The sequence below is a fragment of the Peptococcaceae bacterium 1198_IL3148 genome, from assembly GCA_036763105.1.
Classification (GTDB): domain Bacteria; phylum Bacillota; class Desulfotomaculia; order Desulfotomaculales; family Desulfohalotomaculaceae; genus JBAIYS01.
Window position 1 is genome coordinate 24,251 of the sequence record JBAIYS010000010.1, and the last position, 22,933, is coordinate 47,183.

Sequence of the window (22,933 nt, forward strand, 5' to 3'; positions counted from 1 at the left end):
GGTGGGCGCGATAACTGTTGTTTAAAGTTAAAACGCAAATACCTCCTGTAGTTCTTCTGAAGTGAAATCCCAAGTGGTGTTGTGAGGTGGGATTTCCTCGGTAAAGAATTCAGGTAGTTGATCATCCTTTTCAGTGATGCCAGCTTTTCTATTAAATTCCCGCTCAATTTTGAGGATACTTTTACCCATTTCAGTTAGGTCGTCCTCGGTTAAACTAAGATCACACTGAGCATTAACTAAATCTGCAATTGCATCATTGGCTTCGGGCTTATCCAGCGTGCTGAAGGCGACAAATAGGCAAAAACCTAAACTGTCCAGATTTACCGTGGCAATTTGTAGCGCTCTGGAAAGTTCTATATTGCCATCCTTGGCCAGTGGGCTAATATGTCCGCCCACTTTTAAAATATTACTGGCCACAGCGTAACCGGCGGTATGATCTGCACCCATTGGAGTGGTGGCATAAGTAACGCCAACACCTTTTACCGCCCGCGGGTCGTAGGCAGGGATTGCCTGTTTTTTAACCACTGCTACCCGAGTAACTCCATAGGCCTGGCCGGTAAAGGCGGCACCATTGCCAATTATTCTTCCCACTGGAGTACCATTTTTAATTTCTTCCAACAGCCGAAGCATTCCCTGTCCATCGCCAAAGGGAATGACACCTGCTTCCATGGCTGTGGAGATAGCCACTGCCGTTTCTATGGTATCTATACCAATATCATCACAAATGCGATCAGCTTGGGCGATAATATCTAAGTCGTCAACAAGGCAAACGGCACCAAAACCCCAAATGGTTTCGTATTCAAAGCCAGCAGTGATAAAATTACCATCTTTATCATTATAAACCTGTGAACAACTGATAACACAACCAGCATGACAATTATGGGTGGGTTTACCCTTACGGTTTACAATGGTGTCATACATCGATTCGCCGCTAATTTTAGTGGCACCCTCAAAACGGCCCATGCGGAAATTTTTAGTGGGTAAACCACCGGCTTCGTTTAAAATATTAACTAAGATGTTGGTGCCATAGGTCGGTAACCCTTGACCAGTTACTGGGTGTTCCTTTAGGGCTTTGACTAAGGCTTTAGCAGAGGCTTTAAACTTGTCTGGATGGGCAATGCTTACTCCAGCGGCCCCGCTATCATCAACAGTGATGTATTTTATTTTTTTGGAGGCCATCACTGCACCCATGCCACCGCGACCGTGACTGCGAATGTTGCCGTGATAATCCTTTACAGAAATATTGGCGGAGCACATTCTATATTCACCGGCTTGGCCAATCGCCATGACGCCGATTTTATTGCCGTGTCTTTGAGAAAGTTTGTCAATCACTTCGTAGTTGCCAAGACCAATAAACTCTGTTTCCTCTTGAATTTTAATACCATTATTATCTATATGTAGATTGTAATATTTGTCTTCTTTAGGTAGCCCTTCAATAATCACAGCCTTAATGCCCAATTTGCCAAATTTTTGGGCACATGAACCGCCGGCATTACTTTCTTTAATGCCACCGGTCAGCGGACTTTTGGCGCCAACAGACATGCGACCGGAGTTTGGGGCATTAGTTCCAGATAAAAGGCCTGGGGCAATCACTAATTTATTTTTTGCCCCCAACGCGTGACAACCTGGGTCCACTTCTTTGGCCACAATGGTAGAAATTAAAGCTCTACCACCTAAATGTTGCCACTCCTTTGGCACATCTTCACGTTTTACACTGAGATTCGTCATATTTACCCGGTATATTTTCATTTAACGCAATCCCCTTTGTTTCTAATTAAAGGTATTATTGCCAATGTAAAAAAAAATATGTTAAACACAGCGTTTATTATTGTGATCTAATTCATGTTTTATTAGTGTTATTTACGATATGCTATTATTGAGTTGAATTTATTAAAAAGGAGAGATTAGCCACCATGGGTAAACGGCCGAAAATAAGAATTACTGTGATTAATAAAATTGGTCCAGGGGTTTGTCATCGTGGTCATAAAATTGGAGATACGTTTGATTTTGATAGCGAAAGGGGAAAAATATGTCCAATGGCCATGCATGTATTATTTCCCGTTGTGGATATTTTAAGGTATGGTGGCAGTTTTCCTTGGGAAGAAGATGAGAATACCGGGGTGTTTTGCTGTCCCGATGTTAAAGTGATTAACGTTTTCAAAGTGGAGAAAATCACTGAGTAGTATTCTAAAAAAATACTTAAAGTGAACCTGTACCCATTAATTTAATAATGGGTACAGGTCTTTGTCTTCCGCCAGTATTCTTTTCTTTATGGTTTCAAAAATTTTATTGGAATCAGCTATAAATTGTTCTGGCTTTGCTTTAATATTGCTGGCAACCATATAAGTGGTTTTGTACTTAGTAAAAACCTCTGCGATGGTACCCATTTCCGACATGAACCTTTTGCTAATCAGTTGTATATTTTTGTTAGAATGCTGTGTTAAAGCGGGATATAAGTACTGGTCTTCTGATTTTAAGTGGATCAACAGTTTACCTGCCAACATTCCTATTTGGATAGCAATATCAAAACTTTTTTGCTCAACTGTTTGCGGTTGCAGCATCCTTTCTATTTTTTGAACAACCTCAATGATTTCTTTGTGTTGTCTTTTTAAACTGTCTATGTTCATAAAATAACCTCCCCTGTAAAGTTGTTAGTGAATATATAATAACAGGGGTTTTATTCCAGGGAAATGACACAAATCATATTGGTGACAAAATAAATTTTAAACATATCTAATTATTTGCATTATTAAATATATTTGTCGGCAGCTAGACACTACTAGTTTGTTATGTTAACATTAAATGTAGTTAATCAATAAACGCAATTTATACTTAGGCAATTTAAATATGGAGGGTTTAAAGTATGCAACGTATATGGGCACAAGATACCTCAAATTTAAACAAACATGAATTGATTAAGTTAAAAAAAGATGGTCTAGATATTTTAGACGATTTGAACAACTACTCACAACAGGGATTTAAAGCGATTAACGAAGAAGATCTGGATTTAATGAAATGGGCCGGTTTATATAGTCATAAGTCAGCGGATGGGCATTTTATGATGCGGGTGAAAATTCCTGGTGGTATTATGAGTTCCACTCAAGCCCGCACCTTAGCGGGCATTTCTCAAGATTTTGGTCGCGGGTTGGTTGATATCACCACCCGTCAAGCCATTCAGTTCCACTGGTTGACAGTGGAGAATACGCCGGAGATATACAAACGATTGACTGATGTAGGTCTCAGTTCGGTAGAAGCCTGCGGTGATTGTCCCAGGACTGTGGTGGGTAACCCGCTTCACGGTATAGACCCCAATGAGGTGCTGGATGCATCTCAATTGGTGCAACAAGTATATAACTTTTTTCAAAACAATCGTGAGTTTTCAAATTTGCCCCGTAAATATAAAATATCAATATCCGGTAACCAATTTAATGTTAACCATGCCGAAATCAATGACATTGCCTTTACACCGGCAGTTAAAGAGATAGCGGGTAACAAAGTTAAGGGATTTCATGTGAAGGTTGGTGGCGGGTTGTCCACCAAGCCGCACTTGGCACAGATATTAGACATTTTTGTCAGACCTGAAGAGGTGCTAAAGGTTGCGGTGGCCTCCACCACTATTTTTCGCGATCATGGTTATCGGGGACTGCGCAGCCATAACCGTTTGAAATTTTTAGTGGCCGATTGGGGTCCGGAAAAATTTAAAGAAGAGCTGCTAAAACTTGCCGGCCCCCTTGCCAATCGTGGGGAGGACCTCAGTAAGGGATGGAATGCTGGTTATTTTTATGGGGTACATCAACAAAAACAGCCGGGTCTGTGTTATGTTGGTTTATCGGTTCCACTGGGGCGGATGGATGCTGCCGAATTGGATGAACTGGCTAGATTGGCTGAAAAGTACGGTGATGGCTCCATCCGCACCTGCAACAGTCAAAACATAATTATAGCCAATGTGCCAAAGGCCCAGGTACCATCACTATTGGCTGAAAAACTGCTACAACGGTTAACTCCCTTTGCTAAGACATTTTTAGCCCATGCGGTTTCTTGCCCAGGTAATCAGTTCTGTAATAAAGCAGTGGTGGAAACCAAGGAGAGGTTGCGTTCTATAGCGGAGTATTTGGATCAACATATTGAAATTGACATTCCCATTAGAATTAACGCCAGTGGTTGCCCTAATTCCTGTGGCCAGCATCAAATAGCAGATATCGGCTTACAGGGTTCAGTGACTAAAATTGATGGTAAAAGAACCGACGCTTTTGAAATTCTCATCGGTGGTTGGTTAGGGAATACCCCTGGCTTTGCTACCAAGTTAATCGGTCGGATACCCGACGATAATATTGCCCCAGCCATAGCCCATTTGGTTAATTTTTATCTAAATAGCCGGGCAGAGGGCGAAGAATTTAATCAGTTTGTAAGGCGAGTGGGTATGGAAGCATTCCAAGAAAAACTAAACCAATTTCTTGGCACTGATAAATTGCAACAAATGGCATAACAATATTCAAGTGCAGGCGTTTTGCCTGCACTTGAATTATTTTATCCTTACTCTGATGCCTTTAAAATAGCCTCCCTGGCGTACCTGGTTGCTTCATTGGCATACTGAATGGATTGGCCAATCACTTTAGCACCCTCTTGGGGATTATGAAAACCCATGCTGTTGGCTGTACTGATCCAATCAAAATGCCAAAAGGCTTCGCGGTATCTATCCTGGGACTGTTTCAGCAATTCTTGGTCCACCCCCGGTGTCTTGAGAGCTTGGGAGATGGTATCAACCGCGGTAATCATTGCTTCGGCACCCACATCCATTAACTCATCGTGTTGGTCCTGGATGTTATAGACCCTTTCCCTGAGGTAATCTTCACCCTGGGTATGGCACTGGGTACATGATTCTTTTATAGTAATCAGCGGACTTACCCACCAGTGGGAGGTGATTTTGCTGTCCCCTTCTTTAACATAGGGCATATGACAGTCTGCACAGGATACGCCGGCCGAGTGGTGAGTACTGCCCAAGAAAAATTCATAGTCTGGGTGCCGCGCTTTAACTAAACCGGTTTGAACGATTGGATGCTCCCATTCAGAATAATTGAGTTTTTGATAATATTGATAGGCTTCATCTGCCTTGAAACCTTCATCCCAAGGGAAGGTGGTTTCCTTGGTGCCATCCTTGAAATAGTAGGTTACATGGCATTGGGCACAAACTAAGGTGCGCAGTTCCTGCCTGTTGGCTTCAGTAATGTCTTTGCCCTGTCTTTCCCAGGCGTTAATTAAAGCTGGCTGAACAACCTTCAATTCGTTAGTTTCTGGGTCGTGACAGTTGGCACAGCCGATGGGATTGTCAACATTTTTCGCCATTTCATCAAAGGGAGTGGTGTAGAATGCATCCCCGTATTGCTCAATTAAGCCTGGCACTTCCGGAGCTTTACAGGTTAAGCAGGCACCACCGGTTTTACGTCTGGATGCCGGTACGCTGGTGATGTCATCCAATGCGTATGGGTGGCCCCGGGGTTCCCAGAACTCCTCGGAGTAGCCCATACCAGCGTATAGCGTTTTAAGATAGGGAAATCTGTCCAGTTTTGATTCCTTGGTGTTACCACCCCATTTGGTTTGGGTATCACTTTGCAGCCCCTTTTGGTAACTTTCCCAATGCCGGGGGTAGTACTTACCCCAAACTTCATTGTCCACTGGGGTTTGTTGAATTTCTTCGGGGTTTGGTTTTAGGGCTATTTCATGCAGATCGCGATTATTGATGGTGAACACAGTATAAAGAACCCCGAGCACCAGTATGGCTACCACAACGCTTAAAGCAATTAATATGGTTTTATTTTTCAATTGGGCTGCCCTCCTTTCTGTAACCCTTGGCGATTATGTGGTAAATCACGGTGACAATCAAAACAATTTTTGTTGCGATCTGCCAACGGGTACCCCACCGTTGACATCACATCTTGATGGCAACTTAAGCAGTTATCGTTGACCACTTTGGCTCCGTGACCGCTGATGCGAATCCGGTCCGGTACATGTCCAATTAGCATATAGATGCCATCTCTAGTTCCAGTGAATGCCTTATAAAAGGCGCCGCTAACAACATTATGGGGGATGTGGCAGCCGCCACAGGTGGCCCATTCACTGTGGGAAGACTGGATGTAGGTGTCCACCCAAGGTTTCATCAGGTGACAACTGCCACAGAATTTTGGTCCGTCCAATTGATGTGAAATAAAGGGGATCTTAATGGCAAATATCGCTAACACTGCCAGTGTGGATAATATCAGCAGTGTTTTTAGAATTTTTCTTTTCATACCAGCACCTACTCTGTCAGGTTTAACTAAACAGTTTTTATAATTTCCTGTTCTTTGCTTAATATGCATTGATTTCTGATCTAGATCATTTATTATTAATTATGTTAGGTGTATTTTATAAATAAAAGGGAGGAGTGAAGATCATGTTTATGATTACCATTGATAACACCAACTGTGACGGCTGCGGAGCCTGTGTAGATCCATGTCCAGCAAGTTTGTTAGAATTGGTGGGTGAAAAGGCTGAAATCACTGGCGAACCAACTGACTGTATGGGTTGCGAAACCTGTGTGGCAATTTGTCCCAACGGCTGTTATACTGTTCAGGAACTATAAATAACCACCGTGTAAATATTAAAAGATGGAGGTAACCAAGTTACCTCCATCTTTTAATATTTTATCGAATTTTGAATTCTGAATGATGAATTTTGAATTATTAGTTTTCACCATTGTTATGAACAGAGTTTATGTTGGACTTGGTTTTCAACTCAAAACCAAAATTCAAAATTGCATTTATGGTTGTATTGTGGCTTCCCTTAGTTTGTCAGGCTGCAAAATTTTTAATTTGCGGCTTTTGAGGCTAATGATGTTTTCTTTACGAAACTCACTCAGTACCCGGGATGCGGTTTCTTGGGTGAGCCCACTCATAAAGGCCAGTGTTTGTACCGTAATGGGCAGGCTGATTTCACGGCCAGCGGCTCCGTTTTGGTACTCATCCGCTGCTAACCTATTTATAATGGAGGCCATTCTCTGTCGGGCACGTTTTAAGGCTAAATCTCTAATGGTTTTTCTGGATTTAGTTAACTGACCTTCCAGTACCGACAACAGTCGTAATGCTACCTGGGGCTTAGTTTGAATTAGTTCTTGATAGTATGTTAACGGAATACTACAGTATATTCCATCTTCATAGCCCTCAGCACTGACATCACATGTGCTGGCCTGGGCCAAGGATACGTTGCCAAAAACTCCACCAGGCTCAATGATATCGACAATTTGTTCCTTGCCATCAATACTTTCGTAATACAATTTAATTAGGCCGTGCATGACTATATAGAGGCCATTACATTCTTCGCCTTCAGAGTAGATCAATTGGCCGGCTTTGACATGATGTTTTTTGACGTTGGCCTGAAAATTCTGCAAATCTTCACCCTTTAAATCACACACAATGGTGAATTTACGCACCGGGCAACCTGCGCATTCCCATATAGGGGGGTGGTTCTCTTTCAGAAAAATCCCTCCCGCATCCAATTAATTATAGTAAAGATATTTGACTTTCAAATGATGAAGTCCTTCATTTTTATAAAATGTTAATAGTGGGAATAAAAAAATTGTTAATGTTGGATAATACTCACTGAAATTAAATAAGCTGCGGAGGGATATGTATGGGTAGAGAAGTGCCGCACCGCGTAGATGGACGCATAAGTATCCACGACTCGGTACAGGAAATGTATGAAAAAAGATTAGTGCCCGATGGTATGAGTAATGTTTTTGACCGTTATGATCCCCAGGAAAAAATTCGTTGTAACTTTTGTGTTGAGGGGGTGAGTTGTCAACTTTGCAGTAACGGACCCTGCAGAATTTCGCAAAAATCTGGGGCTGAACTGGGTACCTGCGGCATCAGTCCCGATGCCATGGCGATGCGGGATATGCTGTTAAGAAACGTAATGGGTACATCCACCTATGCCCACCATGCCTTTATGGCCTTTAGCACGCTAAAGTCCACCGCCCAAGGCAAAACACCCTTTAAAATTACCGATCAGGAAAAGCTGTATCAGATGTGCAAAGACTTGGGTGTTGATGCTTCCGGTACTGTGGAGCAGGCCGCTGAACGGCTGGCTGATTTCTTCATTGCAGAGATGTCTAATGATTACCGGGAACCAAGCAAAGTAATTCAAGTGTATGCACCCAAGAAAAGGCAAAAGGTGTGGCAAGACTTGGCAATTTACCCTGCGGGGGTGTTGCATGAAATTAAAGATGCCACTGCCAGCTGTTTAACCAACGTAGATGGCGACTACATATCGCTGGCCCGCAAAGCGATGCGCTTGGGCATTGCTGCGGTTTATGGTGCACAACTGCCGTTAGAAATGTGTCAGGATATTCTCTTTGGTACACCAAGCCCCCACGAAGTGGATATGGACTTAGGGGTAATGGATCCGGATTATGTAAATATTGTTTTCAACGGTCACGAGCCCTGGGTGGGGGTGGCCACAATTTATGAAGCCAAAAAACCCGAATGGCAGGAAAAGGCCAAGCAGGCTGGGGCCAAAGGCATCAGAGTGGTGGGCAGTATTGAAACCGGACAGGAACTGCTGCAAAGATTCCAAATGGATGAAGTGTTTGTTGGGCACATTGGTAACTGGCTGTCCATAGAACCACTTTTGGCCACCGGTACAGTGGACGTATTTGCTATGGATGAAAACTGTTCACCGCCGAATTTACATCCCTATGGGGAAAAATACAAAGTGACTTTGGTGTCGGTCAATGACCTGGTGAGAATACCAAAGGTTGACAAAAACTTAGATTACAAGCCACCGGAGGCAGTTAACATTGCCGGACAACTTTTGGACTGGGGCATTGCCAACTTCCGGGTGAGAAAAGAACAGGTAAAACCATATGTACCCCAAAAGAAAACCAAAGCGATAGCCGGTTTTTCCACTGAAGCTGTGGTTAAAGCACTGGGTGGAAAGTTAGACCCCCTGGTTGATGCTATTAAAGCTGGCAAGATTAAAGGGGCAGTGGCCATTGTTAACTGCAGTACCTTAAAGAACGGTCCTCAGGATTATGTAACGGTTAACCTGGCCAAAGAACTGGTTAAGCGGGATATTTTGGTGTTGGCCGGTGGTTGTGGTAACCACGGTTTAGAGGTGGCCGGCATGGCTAACATGGATGCGCTACAGTATGCCGGGACTGGCTTGAAAGAAATTTGCCAAGCTCTAGGTATACCACCGGTTCTGAGTTTTGGTACCTGTACCGATACTGGAAGAATTGCAACGGTAGTAACGGCTCTGGCAGATTATTTGGATGTGGATACATCTGATTTGCCGGTGGCAGTCAGTGCTCCAGAGTACATGGAGCAAAAGGCTACCATTGATGGTATATTTGCCATGGCTTATGGACTATACACTCACCTTTCCCCGGTGCCCCCTGTAACCGGTGGGCCGGAACTGGCTAAACTGCTGACCGAAGATGTGGAAAACATGGTGGGCGGTAAAATAGCACTGGGAGATGACCCCTTTAAAGCAGCCCAGGATATTGAAGCACATATTAATAAAAAACGGGCCGCCCTGGGCATTTAGTAAAATAACCCGTCTGCTTTATCGGCAGGCGGGTTGTTTATTTCGTATTAACAATAGATAATTTATCCTGCCCCACAGATAATGGGGCAATAATTGTTTGATGAATAGTTTTTTAGTTTACTATTGGTAAATTGAATAGTACAATTGGCAGGTAAGGGGAGAATAGGTGGAATTCAGAACAAATTTGAGAGGATTGTTAATATGGGTAAAACATTGGTGTTGGCCGAAAAACCTTCAGTGGCTAGGGATTTGGCCAGAGTGCTAAAATGCAAACAAAAGGGTAACGGTTATTTGGAAGGGGATAAGTATATTGTTACTTGGGCGTTAGGTCATTTAGTAACTTTGGCTGAGCCTGAGGTTTACCATGATAAATATAAAACTTGGAATTTAACGGATTTGCCCATACTGCCACAACAGCTTAAATTGGTGGTAATCAAGCAAACTGGTAAGCAATTCAACGCCGTTAAAAGCCAAATGCTGCGTAAAGAAGTATCACAAATTGTCATTGCCACCGATGCCGGTCGAGAGGGCGAGTTGGTGGCCCGGTGGATTATTGAAAAGGCGAAAGTAAAAAAACCAACTAAACGGTTGTGGATTTCCTCGGTTACCGATAAAGCAATTATTGATGGTTTTAAAAATTTGCGGGATGGCAAATTATATGAAAATCTTTACGCCTCTGCGGTGGCCAGGGCAGAAGCAGATTGGCTGGTGGGAATTAATGCCACCAGAGCGTTAACCACTAAGTTTAATGCCCAATTATCATGTGGTCGGGTGCAAACGCCTACATTGGCCATGATAGCTAAAAGAGAGTTGGAAATACAGAACTTTAAACCGCGACCATACTACGGATTGACAGCAGCGGCCAATGGATTGAAGTTAGTTTGGCAGGACCATAAAACCAAGGATATTAAAACCTTTGATGAAAATAAATGTGTCAATATCCTTAACACCATTGCCAATAAAAATGCAGAAATTGTAGAGGTGACTAAAACTTACAAAAAAGCGCTATCGCCTCAACTTTATGATTTAACTGAATTACAGAGGGACGCTAACAAAATTTTTAGCTACTCGGCAAAGGAAACGTTGGCCATTATGCAAAGGTTGTACGAGCAGCACAAGGTGTTAACCTATCCGCGAACCGATTCGCGGTACATCACCACAGATATTGTTGATACCCTCAAGGAACGCCTTAAAGCCTGTGCATCACCATATGACAAGATGGCTGCCAAAGTATTGAGAAACCCCATTAAGGCTAATAAAAACTTTGTGGACAACAGTAAAGTTACTGACCACCATGCCATTATTCCCACCGAGCAACCGGTTTACTTAGAGGCGTTGAGCCATAAAGAGCGGAATATATATGATCTGGTGGTGAAACGGTTTCTAGCTGTTTTGTATCCGCCCTTTGAATACCAACAAACCACCATTAAAGCTTTAATTGGCAATGAAACCTTTATTGCTAAAGGTAAGGTAGTTATTGCCCAAGGATGGAAAGAAGTCTATCAAAATACGGTGGATGAAGAAACCGATGAGGGTTTTGCCGAACAAATACTGCCGGATCTAACTAAAGGAGATATATTAAAGGTAACGTCGGTTATTCAAACTAAGGGAGAAACTAAGCCACCAGCACCCTTTAACGAGGGCAGTTTACTGTCAGCGATGGAGAATCCAGTGAAATATATGGCTGGGGAGAATAAAGAGTTAATTAAGACCATTGGCAAAACCGGTGGATTGGGTACAGTGGCCACCCGGGCTGATATTATTGAGAAATTGTTCAACAACTTTTTAATTGAGCAGCGGGGCAAAGATATTTATATTACCGCCAAGGGCAAACAATTGTTGGAATTGGTACCAGAAGATTTGAAATCTCCGGCATTAACTGCTTCTTGGGAACAAAAGCTAGAGGCTATTGCCAAAGGTCAACTGAATAAAAATGCCTTTGTTGGCGAAATGAAAAACTATGCCCAAGTTGTAGTTGATCAAATAAAAAACAGTGACAAAAGATTTAAACACGACAATATTACCGGCAGTAGATGTCCTCAGTGCGGCAAATTTTTGCTGGAGGTTAAAGGGAAGCGGGGCAAAATGTTGGTGTGCCAAGATCGGGAATGTGGCTATCGCAAAGGTTTAAGCAAGGTAACCAATGCCCGTTGTCCCAACTGCCATAAAAAAATGGAGTTGCACGGCGAGGGAGAGGGGCAAATTTTTGTTTGCCAGTGCGGGTATCGAGAAAAGCTGTCTGCTTTTAATGAACGCCGGAAAAACGAAAAGAATGGAAAAGTATCTAAAAAGGATATTTCTCAATACCTCAAGCAACAAAACAAAAAAGACGATTTTGCCAACCCGGCGTTGGCAGAAGCCTTGGCTAAGCTAAAGTTGAAATAGAGGTGTGGTTGTGGATCGAAAGACAAGGGTGAAGTTTGCTAAAGCCCAAAGAACTTCCCTGGCAATACTAAAAAAAATAATGGCCATCACAGTTGGTAGCGTCCTCATTGCGGTATCCTTTAATGCCTTAATTATACCCTACGGCATCCTTGCTGGGGGAACCAGTGGCTTGGCGCTGGTGGGTGACTATCTGCTGAATATTCCTATTAACTTAGGCATTTTAGCATTAAATGTTCCCATTTTTTTATGGGGCTTAAGGGAATTAAATCGGCAGTTTACATTATATAGCCTAATTGGTATGTTGGTGGTGGTGGTGGCACTGCCCCTGTCCAAGCCTTATATTCCAGTACCGGAGCTAGATATCTTTTTAGCTTCGGTGTTTTCTGGCATAATTAATGGTTTTGGGGTGGGCATTGTGATCAAAGCCGGTGCCTCCACCGGTGGTACCGACATTATTGCGGTTATTATAAAAAGGAAAAAGAATATTTCAGTGGGGGCCACCGCCTTTTACTTTAACATCTTCGTTCTAGCTCTATCGATATTTTTCTTTGATTTAAAAGTAATTTTATATACCGTTATTAATATGTGGGTTTCGGGGAGAGCCACCAACCTTGTGTTAGAAGGAATAAACCATAATAAGTCAGTGATGATTATTTCAAATAAAAACGATTTGATTGCTGACCGAATTTTAACAGAACTGCACCGGGGAGTAACATACTTAGATGGCTACGGTGCCTATTCGGGTCAAAAGAGACAGGTGATAAACTGTGTGGTAAACCATTTTGAAATTGCTAAACTAAAGGAAATTGTGGCAGAAACAGACAAGCGAGCCTTTATGTTTGTGACAGAAACTGTGGAGGTAACTGGTAAAGGGTTTGATTTAAAAAGAAACAAAGCTTAATTAGTCGGCTCGGGAGAGTTATTTCACGAGCCGATGTTTTATGCTGTGCATAATTCTGTGGAAAAGTTGAAATTTTGTGGATAACTAAGAAAACAATAGTTTTAAAAAGATATTTAAATATATATTAATTACACAGTTTATATTTTAATTTGACAAAATTTAAGGATAGATATCACTGTATGTCGAATTTATTCTTAAATATTGTTGTTAGAATATTTTATCTACTTATGTAGAATATTGTCAAATTAAATAATATATGTTAAACTATATTTACCTCAAGGTTAATATTTTAAGATATTTATTATCCCGCTTCCCGCCTTAATATTTTAAGGCGGATTTTTTTTATCTATTTTTGCTATTTATAGGACGTTGACATGATTAAGTTGTCAAAGGTGCTATAGCAGTTGTAAAATGTACGTGGATTATATTATAAGGAGAAATTTTATGGCTACTATAAAAAATCCCTGGAAAGGTGGCAAATTGACACCGGTACAAATTATGGTGCTCAGTTATTTGTTCTTTCTGCTGTTGGGCACAGTACTTTTAAGTTTGCCCGTTTCTTTACAACCAGGAGTAAAGTTGCCTCCCATAGACGCGTTATTTACCGCTGCCAGTGCCATCAGTGTTACCGGCTTGACTGTGGTTTCCACCCCTGAGACCTTCAGCAACTTTGGCTTAGCGATATTGCTGGTGTGGTTGCAGTTTGGTGGTATTGGTATTATGACTTTAGGCACACTGATGTATTTAGTGCTGGGTCGGCAGATTAGCTTGCGCAATCGCATGCTAATTAGAGCGGACCAAAACCAAACCACCATGGCTGGTATGGTAATATTGATGAAGTTCATTTTAAAGTTGGCGCTGGCGTTGGAGTCCATTGCAGCGATTATTTTAACTGCCCATTTTTATTTTAGCTATGATTATAATTTTCTTAGGGCAATAAAATATGGGGTGTTTCATGCCATCTCCAGCTTTACCAATGCTGGCTTTGATTTGTTTGGCAACAGTTTACGGGGACTTCCCCAAGACTATTTAATACATACTGTGATTGGACTAATGATTATTTGTGGTGCCATTGGTTTTCCGGTGTTGCTGGAAGTACGCAGTTGGATGATCACCGGGCGTCGGCGCTTTTCATTATTTACTAAGGTGACCAGCGTTACCTTTTTTGCTTTAGTGTTGCTGGGTTTTTTTGCGGTATTTTTTGGCGAGAGCAATGCTGCAATGGCAGGCTTACCTTGGCAGCAAAAAATTTCAGTGGCATTATTTCAATCCATATCTACCCGCAGTGGCGGTTTATCTACCTACGATATTACAGAATTCCGCACCGCCACAATATTATTTTTTTGTATGCTGATGTTTATTGGTGGCTCCCCCAGTAGTTGTGGCGGTGGCATTCGCACCACCACCTTTGCTGTAATTCTAATGAGTTTATATTCTTTTTCCTGGAAAGGTCGAGACAACGTTCAGGCCTTTGGCCGAGAACTCTACCATCACGACATTCAACGGGCTTTTTCGGTTTTTACTTTAGCGATAATCATAGTTTTTTTTGCCACCGTGGCTATTTTAGAGTTGGAGCAGAATTTTTCTGCCACCCAAGTGCTATTTGAGGTATGTTCGGCCTTTGGTACCACCGGGTTATCTTTGGAAATCACTTCAGAGTTAACCGATTTTAGTAAATTAATTATTATTGCATTAATGTTTATTGGACGTATCGGTTTGGTGGCGCTGTTATTACTGCCCCAAAGGCCAAAGAGAAAACAAAAATACCATTATGTTAAAGAAAAAATTATTATTGGCTAAGTTAGACATGAAATTACTAACAAAAGCCAATATAAATATAAATATTTTAAAGGGGTAGATGAATATCTTGAAACTAGCCGACAAAATGTATACCTTGGGTACCGAAACAGCCTTTGAAGTATTGGCAGAGGTGGAAAAGCTAAAGGCCCAGGGTAGAGATATTATTAACTTTGCCATTGGGGAACCGGACTTTAATACACCCGAAAATATTAAAGCTGTTGGCATCGAAGCGATTAGTAACAATTATACCCATTACTCTCCCTCTGCGGGATTAATGGCTGTACGCCAAACCTTTGCAGATTATATTAGCAAAACTAGGGGCATAGAGGTTAAACCAACAGAGGTGGTGGTGACACCGGGAGCGAAGCCAATTATTTTTTTTGGATTAATGGCCACCATTAATCCCGGTGATGAAGTGATTTACCCTAACCCCGGTTTTCCAATTTATGAATCAGTAATTAAGTATGTTGGTGGAGTGCCAGTTCCGTTGGCCCTTAGGGAGGAGCGGGAATTCTCCTTTGTACCAGAGGAATTAGAGCAAAAAATCACTGATAAGACAAAGATGATTATTATAAACTCCCCCCATAATCCCACCGGTGGCATTTTTAGCACTGCTGATTTAAAACTTATTGCCGATATTGCGGTGGCCAAGAATTTGTGGCTGATGTCTGATGAAGTATACTCGCGCATCATTTATGACCATCAGTTTGAGAGCATTGTGTCGTTACCGGGCATGAAGGAAAGAACCATTTTGATAGAAGGCCTGTCTAAAACCTATGCCATGACCGGCTGGCGCATTGGTTACGGTGTGGCGCCGGAGTTAGTTGCCAATGCCATTGCTCGGTTGAGCACCAACAGTGTCTCTTGCACTGCCACCTTTACTCAGCTGGCCGCCCAAGAGGCGATAACTGGTCAGCAAGAAGCCACAGCACAAATGGTGCAGGAGTTCAGGGAAAGAAGAGACCTCATATTGAACGGCTTAAATGATATTGAAGGTATAAGTTGCTTAAAACCCAAAGGAGCTTTTTACGTGTATCCCAATGTTACCGCTGCTTGCCAAAGGTTAGGCTTTAGTACAGGCAAAGAACTGCAGCAGTATCTTTTATACCAAGCAAATGTAGCAGTGCTACCCCAAACTTCCTTTGGACAACGCAATGAAGGCGAAACCCATGAATATATCCGCCTGTCCTTTGCCACCTCAAAGGAAAATATTCTAGCTGGTTTAGCTAGAATTAAACAGGCTATAGAAATTTAAGTGGTTGCTTGTAAGGGGCTGTTGCAAAACTTTGCAACAGCCCCTTATGTATCGTTAATAACGAAATCCAGGTGTCTTTTGCCTTTGTTTTTTAGATAAAAGGTTAATTGAAAAACCCAGCACCTGCTGCAGTTAGCGAACGACATATAGTGGCGCAGCGAACCGAAGTTAGCGAAGGAGGTTGTCGGAGGCAGGGTGGCGCATAGGACGTGCGCCACCGGCTGTCTTATTTGTTTTTTGCAACGCCCCTTGTGCTGTTATTCCGGTTATTGTTCATCTAAAACAATTACCCAGGTGCGGTAGGGGCCATGGACACCAATGCTTAGGTCCATTTCGATATCTGAAGTGCGGCTGGGGCCGGTAATAAAATTAATGGTCGCAGGCAAGTGACCTTGGCCCCTTAAATCAACCAAATGTTTAATTACGCTGGTCATGGTGGGCACTATTTGTGAACGTTTGCAGATGCCAATATGGGTTGGCGGTAATAAACTGACACTTCTGCCTGTTCTAGCACCACTCAGCACTGCCATGGAGCCGGTATAGGCGATGCCAAAATTAATCCAAGTAATGCCTACATCTGCCCGGGCGGCGACATCAATCAGCTCTTTGCTACTGTGGCCATCATTCCAAAGTTGCACATTAACCCCCAGGGTTTCGGGTTGCAGTAACTCTTTTAAATCCCCGTGGTCCCAACAGATAACATTTTTTGCTTCTAATTCTGTCAACCAAGTTTTTACTTGTTGTTGTACCTCTGCTGCTGATTGGGCTATTACCACTCTACCGCTTAGCCCTTCTAAGTTTTTCTTAAATAGTTCTAGAGAGTGTTTTCTAATTTCTTCGTCTTCTTGCCAAAAATCCGGTGGCCCCACTATATCCCGCTGCGGGGCATGTTTAAGTGGTTCGGATCTGCCCAATGCCCGAGCCACAGTGTTAATAAAATCTTGTTCTGGAATGCCTAACTGTTCCATAGTTGTACCCCCTAATGATGCTGTTGTTGCCACTGTTCACGGAAGGTTTTTTCCGCTGCTTTGGGGAAATATCTGGAGTTGGTCCAAGCAGACAGAGGTGGCGGTCCTTTAATGATATAACCATTATTTACCAAAGGACTTTGTGCCTTTTGGGCCATCTTGATGGCTAAGCGATAAGTCTTGGGATTTTGAAAAGTGGTGCGCCATAATTTGAAAACAGTTCTTTCTGCTGCTGGCGTGTATTTATGGGTTACATAACGATGTCGCAATTTTAGTAATAGATCATGTAGCGGTATTTTAACAGCACATACGGTACTGCAAGCGGCACATAAAGTGGAAGCATAAGCTAGACCTCCGTATCTTTCCATATCATTGGTTAAAAAGGCAGATATTACTGAACCGATGGGACCGCCGTAAACACTGCCGTAACTATGGCCTCCCACCTGTCGGTACACTGGACAAACATTAAAGCAAGCACCACAGCGAATGCAATGTAGTGACTGACGGAACTCTGTGTCAGCCAATATTCTGCTACGGCCGTTGTCTAAGATCACTAGGTAAAAATAATCTGGCCCATCTAAATCTTCTGGTTTTTTAGGTCCGTTGGTAATGCTAATGTAACTGGTTAACTTTTGCCCGGTGGCACTGCGGGGCAACAGCGTCAATAGTACTTCTAAATCGGCAAAGGAGGGTACCAGCCTTTCCATGCCCATTACCGCTATATGTACCTTGGGCAATGAGTTGGTCAATCTGGCGTTACCTTCGTTGGTGACTAAAGAAATGGCTCCCGTGTCGGCAATGGCGAAATTACAACCGGTGATACCGATGTCCGCTTGCAAGAATTTTTCCCGTAACACTTTGCGGGAAAAGGCTGTTAAACTGGGCGTATCGTTAGGTATTTTTTCTCTGGCCACATTGGAGAAAAGCTCGGCAATTTGATCACGGCTTTTATGGATTGAAGGCACCACAATATGGGACGGTGGTTCATCGGCCAACTGTAAAATGTATTCTGCCAAATCGGTCTCCACTACGTCTAAACCTTCTTTAATTAAAGCCTTATTTAAATGAATTTCCTCGGTGACCATGGATTTAGATTTAACAATATGCTTACCGCCATGCTTTTTAATAATTTCTAAAATGATTTGTCGGGCATCCTTTGCCTCTGGGGCGAAATATACCGTACCGCCGTTATTTCTGACGTTGGCTGCCAGTTGAGACAAATAGTAGTCAAGATTTTCCACTGCGTGTTCCCGAATGCGTTTGCCCTGTTCTCGCCACTGATCCCAGTTGCCTAAGGCGTCCGTTGCTTCTTCTTTTCGGGTTTCTAAAGTATCCACAGCTTTGCGCACCGCTTGGCGCATAAAATCGTCCTTTAGTGCTTCCCGGGCCCGTTCTCTGAAGGTTTTGCCTTGGTGGATTTTGTTCATAATCTCATCCCTTCATCTAGGAGTTGAGTTATATGTAGCGCTCTAATTTTGGAACCCTCTTTTTTTAACCGACCTTCAATGTTCATTAAACAGCCCATATCCACTGCGGTAACCACATCAGCCCCAGTTTCTTTGATATGAAACACCTTTTCATCCACCATCGCTTCAGAAACCTCTGGTTGTTTTACTGAAAAAGTACCGCCAAAGCCACAACAGTTTTCAGCATGGGTTAGCGGAATCAGTTCAATATCCTTAATGTTGGACAAAAGCTGGTGAACATAAGGGCTTACTCCCAGTAACCGGGTGGCATGACAGGAGGCGTGGTATGTGACTTTATAGGGAAATCTAGCACCCAGATCGGTTATTTTGACCACTTGATGCATAAACTGTGTAAATTCATATGCTTTACTCACCAATTCTCTGGCCAACAGCAAGTATTCTGGGTCGTGTTCAAAAATTATTGGGTAATATTCTTTAATGGCAGTGATGCAGGAACCGGAAGGGGCCACCACATGTTCACTGTCCTTAAAGGCCCGGAGTAGAGTTTTAGCCACCTCTCGGGTGTCATCCCAATAACCGGTGTTTAACGCCGGTTGACCACAACATACCTGCTCTGTTGGAAAGTCACATTCCACCCCGCATTTTTCCAGGATGTTAACCATGGCGTTGCCCACTTGGGGATAGAAATTGTCACAAATACATGTAATAAAAATGGATGCTTTCATACCATTGCCTCCCAAATAAATTAAACTGTTTCCTATTATGTACAAACTGGTATAAAAAATACATATTTTTAGGCGGTTTAGGACAATTTAAACAGTGACTAAAGCTTTAATGGGATGGAGGTTAAACAAATGATTAATATTAAAGATAATATTTACTGGCTAGGTATTAGGGACTGGGAGACCAGGACGTTTCATGGCACTGAGTACTCCACTCACCGGGGTACTTCCTTTAATTCATATTTAATTAAGGATGAAAAGGTTGTTTTGGTGGATACCGTTTTTACCCCGTTTCACAAACAGTTTATAGATCTGTTGGAAGAAAAAGTGGGGCTTGATAAAATTGATTTACTGGTTGTCAATCATACTGAACCAGATCATTCTGGTGCCATGCCCTATTTGCTTGACAAGAGACCAGACCTACCAATATATTGCAGTAAAAATGGGGCCATGATTATTAAAAAGCACTATCACAAAGATTGGAATTTTCAAGTGGTCAAAACCGGTGACACGGTGGATTTGGGCAAAAACAAACTGATATTTGTGGAAATGCCAATGCTACACTGGCCCGATTCAATGGCCACCTATGTGTCTGGAGCCAACGTGCTATTATCAAACGATGCCTTTGGCCAACATTACGCCGCTCCCCAATTGTATAATGACCTGGTGGATCAATGTGAGTTATCCCAAGAGTCGCTGAAGTATTATGCCAACATTTTGGCTCCCTTTAATAAGTTGGTAAAGGCCAAAATTAAAGAGATTGTTAATTTAAACCTGCCGATAGAAATGATTGCCCCCAGCCATGGAGTGATTTGGCGAGACAATCCGATGCAAATTGTGGAGAAGTACAATGAATGGGCTGATAATTATCATGAGGGTATCGTTACCATACTGTATGACACCATGTATGGTGCCACCAAGAAAATGGCTTTGGCCATCGCTGATGGCTTAGAGAGCAACGGGGTAACTACAAAGGTGTTCAATGTGGGCAAATGGGATAAAAATGATGTCATTGCCGAGGTCTACAAATCCAAGGGGATTATTGTTGGCAGTTCCACCATTAACAGAGGGATATTGAGTGCAGTGGCAGCAATTTTGGAGATAATTGAAGGTTTGAAGTTACAGGGTAAAATTGGTGCTAGCTTTGGTGCTTCTGGTTGGAGTGCCGAATCACCTAAAATAATCGAGGAAAGGTTGCGGTCAGCAGGCATAGAAATTGTCAGTGAATCCATAGGGGTGCAATATAATCCTGCCCCGGAGGACTTGCAGAAATGTGTTGCCTATGGGGCAGCCTTTGCAGAAAGGGTTAAGAATTAGTACAAAAATTGTGACGGGCAGGATATTAACTGCCCGTCACAATTTTATCAATTGTAGCCGTTAAGTTTTTGCTTTAAACGCGGGTGCAAGATGTTGTTTTCTAAATGAATATGTTCAAATAAGTCCGATTCCAATTCCTGCATGATTTTGTAGGTGCGTTCGTAGGTGCCGCAGGCATCCTGCGGTAGTTGAAAATTGTTGGTAATGCTTCTCAATTCTTTTAAGATATCCCCGGCCCCTTCATGCTCATTCTCCAACTCTTCAATGCTATCCACCGCCGCTTGCAGATTTTTTATGTTGCCGTCCTTTTCATATTCCTGTATTTTTGGAAAAACTTCTTGTTCTTCTTTAATTAAATGCTGTTCTAAATCTAGTTTTAACAGGTTAAAAAGCTTATGCACCCGGGCCAGTTCTTTATGATTGGTACCGTGTGCCCTTAGGACGGTGGTGGTCAAGGCGCTTAGGGCAGGCAGGTTATTGTGCAAGTAGGCATGATGTTTATTGACAATGTAGTCCACCAGCTCACTAAAGGGAGCAGTTCGCCAGTCTATTTGCGTATCATGAATTTTTTGACTTTCTTGATAGGCTTTATTAAGTTCCGTTAGCAATTCTGATTCATTTATATTTTGCTCATTGATGGCTTGGCCCAGGGGTCTGTCCCCGCCGCAGCAGAAATCCACATGGTATTTTTTAAAGATAGCACTGGCTTTGGGAAACTGAGCCACAATATCACCAATTTTATTTGCTGCTGAAAAAGTTTGCATAGTTCATTCCTCCCTTAGGTTAGATGTATTTCTTTAACAAATAGCCTTAACAATTTATTGTTTTAATATTAAGGTTGTTTGCATTATAAAATATAAATATGGTTAAATAAATGATCTGAATCAAAAAACCAAGACATCGGTGTGGCCGATGTCTTGGTTAAAGGCAGCGAATAAGTTCTTGATTAGTGATAATGCCGTCAATTTTTATATCATCTTCGGTGGCAGGAATGTTATCCACAACCTGAAAATGATAGGCTAAAGCTATTTTATTTATGGGCTGTTTTAGTTCCGTTAAAAAGCGATCGTAAAAGCCACCACCATAGCCGAGGCGGTCACCGGCTCTATTAAAAGCCAAACCGGGCATTAAAATTAAATCTATTTCCTCGGGGTTTATTTGTTGACAGCCTGTCACCGGTTCCAGAATTTTAAAATAGCCCACATCTAGGTCGTGAAAGCCGTTAATGCGCAACACTTGCATACCGGTTTTTTTAGAGGCTATTTTAGGTACGCAAATGGTTTTGTTGTTGTCTAGGGCAAATTTTATTAAGCGATGGGTATCCACCTCACTGCCAAAACTAACAAAGGTAAAAATAGTGTGGGCATGCTGATAATAATCACTGCTTACCAGTGTGTTAAAAATCTGTTTATCCCAGGCAGCTTTGGTGTCGAGATCTATGGCATCCCTCTGTTCTATAATAGATTGTCGCAGTTTCTTTTTTGCTGCAAAAACCATGGTTAACACCTCCCTGTGCTATTATATACTAATTATTATTTGTTATAGCGTTATATAATAAATAAGCCGCCCTACATATAGTAGAGCGGCATTACTTTTCCACGGGTGATGCAATAGGTTATTGATTCTAAACTGGCAGAAAGATCAACGTTTTGTATATTCACATCCGGTGGTAAATTTAAAGAAGTGGGGGCAAAGTTTAATATGCCTTTAATGTTATTAGCCACAACCATATCTGCGGCCTGTTGGCCATATTGGGGCGGTACAGCGATAATGGCTATTTGAACATCGTAGCGCTCAATAATTTCAGGCATTTGTTCCACAGCCATTACTTCAAGGTCGACTATTTTTTTACCAATCTTGGTTAAGTCGTTATCAAATACCGCTACGATATTAAATCCTCTTTCTTTAAACTCACCATAGGTGACCAGTGCTGAGCCCACCTTACCGGCACCAATAAGTATCACATTCCAAGGGTGAGTCAGGCCTAAGATGTTGGAGATGTAATGCACCAAATCTTGAACTTTGTAGCCAACCCCACGGGTACCAAATTCGCCAAAACTGGAAAGATCTTTGCGCACTTGGGCTGGTTTTACACCTACACCCTGGGCAATATCCCCAGAAGAGACACTATCAATTCCTTTTTTCTCTAATCTCTTCAAATATTTAGAATAGGCTGATAATCTTGCAATGGTAACCTCAGGTATTTTTAGTCCTACCATTCTTTACACCTAGCCTTTTTAGAATTATCTTTATAGATATATCTATTATCAAAATATTGAGGTTTCACTGCAAGGGTTTTAATAAAAAGTGACTATTTTGGGTCAATATTTAGCCAATTTAATGCAACCTTGCAAATCCTCTTACAAAGGCTATTATACCCAAAATACCCAACCAAGCAAAGTAACATAGATTTAAAATTGAGTTTTAACGGCCTGAATTATTGAGAACATGCTAAAAAATAAATAAAAAGGAAATAATTAATATTATCAAGAAAAAGAATAATAGAAAAATAGGAATTAACCAAAACCAATCGAAGCCGCGACTCATAATTGATCCCCCCAATTAGTTTTATTTATTAAAAT

20 protein-coding genes are annotated in these 22,933 nt (G+C 42.0%); 9 read left to right on the forward strand and 11 right to left on the reverse strand.

Going from position 1 to position 22,933, the window contains the following annotated elements; all coding sequences use genetic code 11:
• Positions 1–27: 27 nt before the first annotated feature.
• A complete protein-coding gene (locus tag V6C27_10255) occupies positions 28–1,749 on the reverse strand; it encodes an aldehyde ferredoxin oxidoreductase C-terminal domain-containing protein (protein ID MEG6616796.1) in 1,722 nt (573 codons plus the stop codon).
• Between the two features lie 164 nt (positions 1,750–1,913).
• Between V6C27_10255 and V6C27_10260 the strand changes: the two genes are divergently transcribed.
• Positions 1,914–2,183 carry a TIGR04076 family protein gene (locus V6C27_10260; GenBank protein MEG6616797.1) on the forward strand — a complete coding sequence of 90 codons (270 nt, stop codon included), beginning with the start codon at positions 1,914–1,916 and terminating at the stop codon, positions 2,181–2,183.
• Positions 2,184–2,219: 36 nt separating this feature from the next.
• Here V6C27_10260 and V6C27_10265 read toward each other — a convergent pair whose 3' ends face one another.
• On the reverse strand, positions 2,220–2,627 hold the full coding sequence (locus V6C27_10265) for a hemerythrin domain-containing protein (GenBank protein MEG6616798.1): 408 nt from the start codon (positions 2,625–2,627) through the stop codon (positions 2,220–2,222).
• A 236-nt stretch (positions 2,628–2,863) separates the two neighbouring features.
• On the opposite strand from V6C27_10265, the gene V6C27_10270 reads away from it, so the two are divergent.
• Complete coding sequence (locus V6C27_10270) at positions 2,864–4,486, forward strand: nitrite/sulfite reductase (GenBank protein MEG6616799.1); 1,623 nt, start codon at positions 2,864–2,866, stop codon at positions 4,484–4,486.
• A gap of 47 nt (positions 4,487–4,533) precedes the next feature.
• On the opposite strand, the gene V6C27_10275 is transcribed toward V6C27_10270, so the two are convergent.
• The gene (locus V6C27_10275) at positions 4,534–5,820 is read right to left on the reverse strand and encodes an ammonia-forming cytochrome c nitrite reductase subunit c552 (protein MEG6616800.1); all 1,287 of its coding nucleotides are present in this window, start codon (positions 5,818–5,820) and stop codon (positions 4,534–4,536) included.
• Complete coding sequence (locus V6C27_10280) at positions 5,817–6,284, reverse strand: NapC/NirT family cytochrome c (GenBank protein ID MEG6616801.1); 468 nt, start codon at positions 6,282–6,284, stop codon at positions 5,817–5,819. The genes V6C27_10275 and V6C27_10280 overlap by 4 nt, the downstream gene beginning before the upstream one ends.
• A 143-nt stretch (positions 6,285–6,427) precedes the next feature.
• Between V6C27_10280 and V6C27_10285 the strand changes: the two genes are divergently transcribed.
• Positions 6,428–6,616: a 4Fe-4S binding protein gene (locus tag V6C27_10285; protein ID MEG6616802.1), complete on the forward strand. Its 189-nt coding sequence runs from the start codon at positions 6,428–6,430 to the stop codon at positions 6,614–6,616.
• Positions 6,617–6,793: 177 nt separating this feature from the next.
• On the opposite strand, the gene V6C27_10290 is transcribed toward V6C27_10285, so the two are convergent.
• A complete protein-coding gene (locus V6C27_10290; protein ID MEG6616803.1) occupies positions 6,794–7,462 on the reverse strand; it encodes a Crp/Fnr family transcriptional regulator in 669 nt (222 codons plus the stop codon).
• A 200-nt stretch (positions 7,463–7,662) separates the two neighbouring features.
• On the opposite strand from V6C27_10290, the gene cooS reads away from it, so the two are divergent.
• From cooS to V6C27_10315, 5 genes are all read left to right on the forward strand, one after another.
• Positions 7,663–9,576 (forward strand): anaerobic carbon-monoxide dehydrogenase catalytic subunit, encoded by a 1,914-nt coding sequence (cooS, locus tag V6C27_10295; protein ID MEG6616804.1) that lies wholly within the window; start codon positions 7,663–7,665, stop codon positions 9,574–9,576.
• A gap of 201 nt (positions 9,577–9,777) precedes the next feature.
• A complete protein-coding gene (locus V6C27_10300) occupies positions 9,778–11,961 on the forward strand; it encodes a DNA topoisomerase III (protein MEG6616805.1) in 2,184 nt (727 codons plus the stop codon).
• A gap of 10 nt (positions 11,962–11,971) precedes the next feature.
• Positions 11,972–12,862 carry a YitT family protein gene (locus V6C27_10305; protein ID MEG6616806.1) on the forward strand — a complete coding sequence of 297 codons (891 nt, stop codon included), beginning with the start codon at positions 11,972–11,974 and terminating at the stop codon, positions 12,860–12,862.
• Between the two features lie 444 nt (positions 12,863–13,306).
• Complete coding sequence (locus V6C27_10310) at positions 13,307–14,662, forward strand: potassium transporter TrkG (GenBank protein ID MEG6616807.1); 1,356 nt, start codon at positions 13,307–13,309, stop codon at positions 14,660–14,662.
• Positions 14,663–14,720: 58 nt separating this feature from the next.
• Positions 14,721–15,917: a pyridoxal phosphate-dependent aminotransferase gene (locus V6C27_10315; GenBank protein ID MEG6616808.1), complete on the forward strand. Its 1,197-nt coding sequence runs from the start codon at positions 14,721–14,723 to the stop codon at positions 15,915–15,917.
• A gap of 266 nt (positions 15,918–16,183) precedes the next feature.
• On the opposite strand, the gene V6C27_10320 is transcribed toward V6C27_10315, so the two are convergent.
• From V6C27_10320 to V6C27_10330, 3 genes are read right to left on the reverse strand one after another with little or no spacing between them, the layout of a single operon-like run.
• A complete protein-coding gene (locus tag V6C27_10320) occupies positions 16,184–16,885 on the reverse strand; it encodes a lactate utilization protein (GenBank protein MEG6616809.1) in 702 nt (233 codons plus the stop codon).
• Between the two features lie 11 nt (positions 16,886–16,896).
• Positions 16,897–18,312, reverse strand: coding sequence for a LutB/LldF family L-lactate oxidation iron-sulfur protein (locus V6C27_10325; protein ID MEG6616810.1), 1,416 nt, complete (start codon positions 18,310–18,312; stop codon positions 16,897–16,899).
• Positions 18,309–19,037, reverse strand: a complete 729-nt coding sequence (locus tag V6C27_10330; GenBank protein MEG6616811.1) for a (Fe-S)-binding protein — start codon at positions 19,035–19,037, stop codon at positions 18,309–18,311. Before V6C27_10330 ends, V6C27_10325 begins: the two co-directional genes overlap by 4 nt.
• A 129-nt stretch (positions 19,038–19,166) precedes the next feature.
• On the opposite strand from V6C27_10330, the gene V6C27_10335 reads away from it, so the two are divergent.
• Positions 19,167–20,351 (forward strand): anaerobic nitric oxide reductase flavorubredoxin, encoded by a 1,185-nt coding sequence (locus V6C27_10335; protein ID MEG6616812.1) that lies wholly within the window; start codon positions 19,167–19,169, stop codon positions 20,349–20,351.
• A gap of 47 nt (positions 20,352–20,398) precedes the next feature.
• Here the strand turns inward: V6C27_10335 and ric are convergent, their stop codons facing one another.
• From ric to V6C27_10350, 3 genes are all read right to left on the reverse strand, one after another.
• Positions 20,399–21,115, reverse strand: a complete 717-nt coding sequence (gene ric, locus V6C27_10340; GenBank protein ID MEG6616813.1) for an iron-sulfur cluster repair di-iron protein — start codon at positions 21,113–21,115, stop codon at positions 20,399–20,401.
• A gap of 157 nt (positions 21,116–21,272) precedes the next feature.
• Positions 21,273–21,848 (reverse strand): 5-formyltetrahydrofolate cyclo-ligase, encoded by a 576-nt coding sequence (locus tag V6C27_10345; GenBank protein MEG6616814.1) that lies wholly within the window; start codon positions 21,846–21,848, stop codon positions 21,273–21,275.
• A gap of 71 nt (positions 21,849–21,919) precedes the next feature.
• Positions 21,920–22,570, reverse strand: a complete 651-nt coding sequence (locus tag V6C27_10350) for a redox-sensing transcriptional repressor Rex (GenBank protein ID MEG6616815.1) — start codon at positions 22,568–22,570, stop codon at positions 21,920–21,922.
• Between the last annotated feature and the right edge of the window lie 363 nt (positions 22,571–22,933).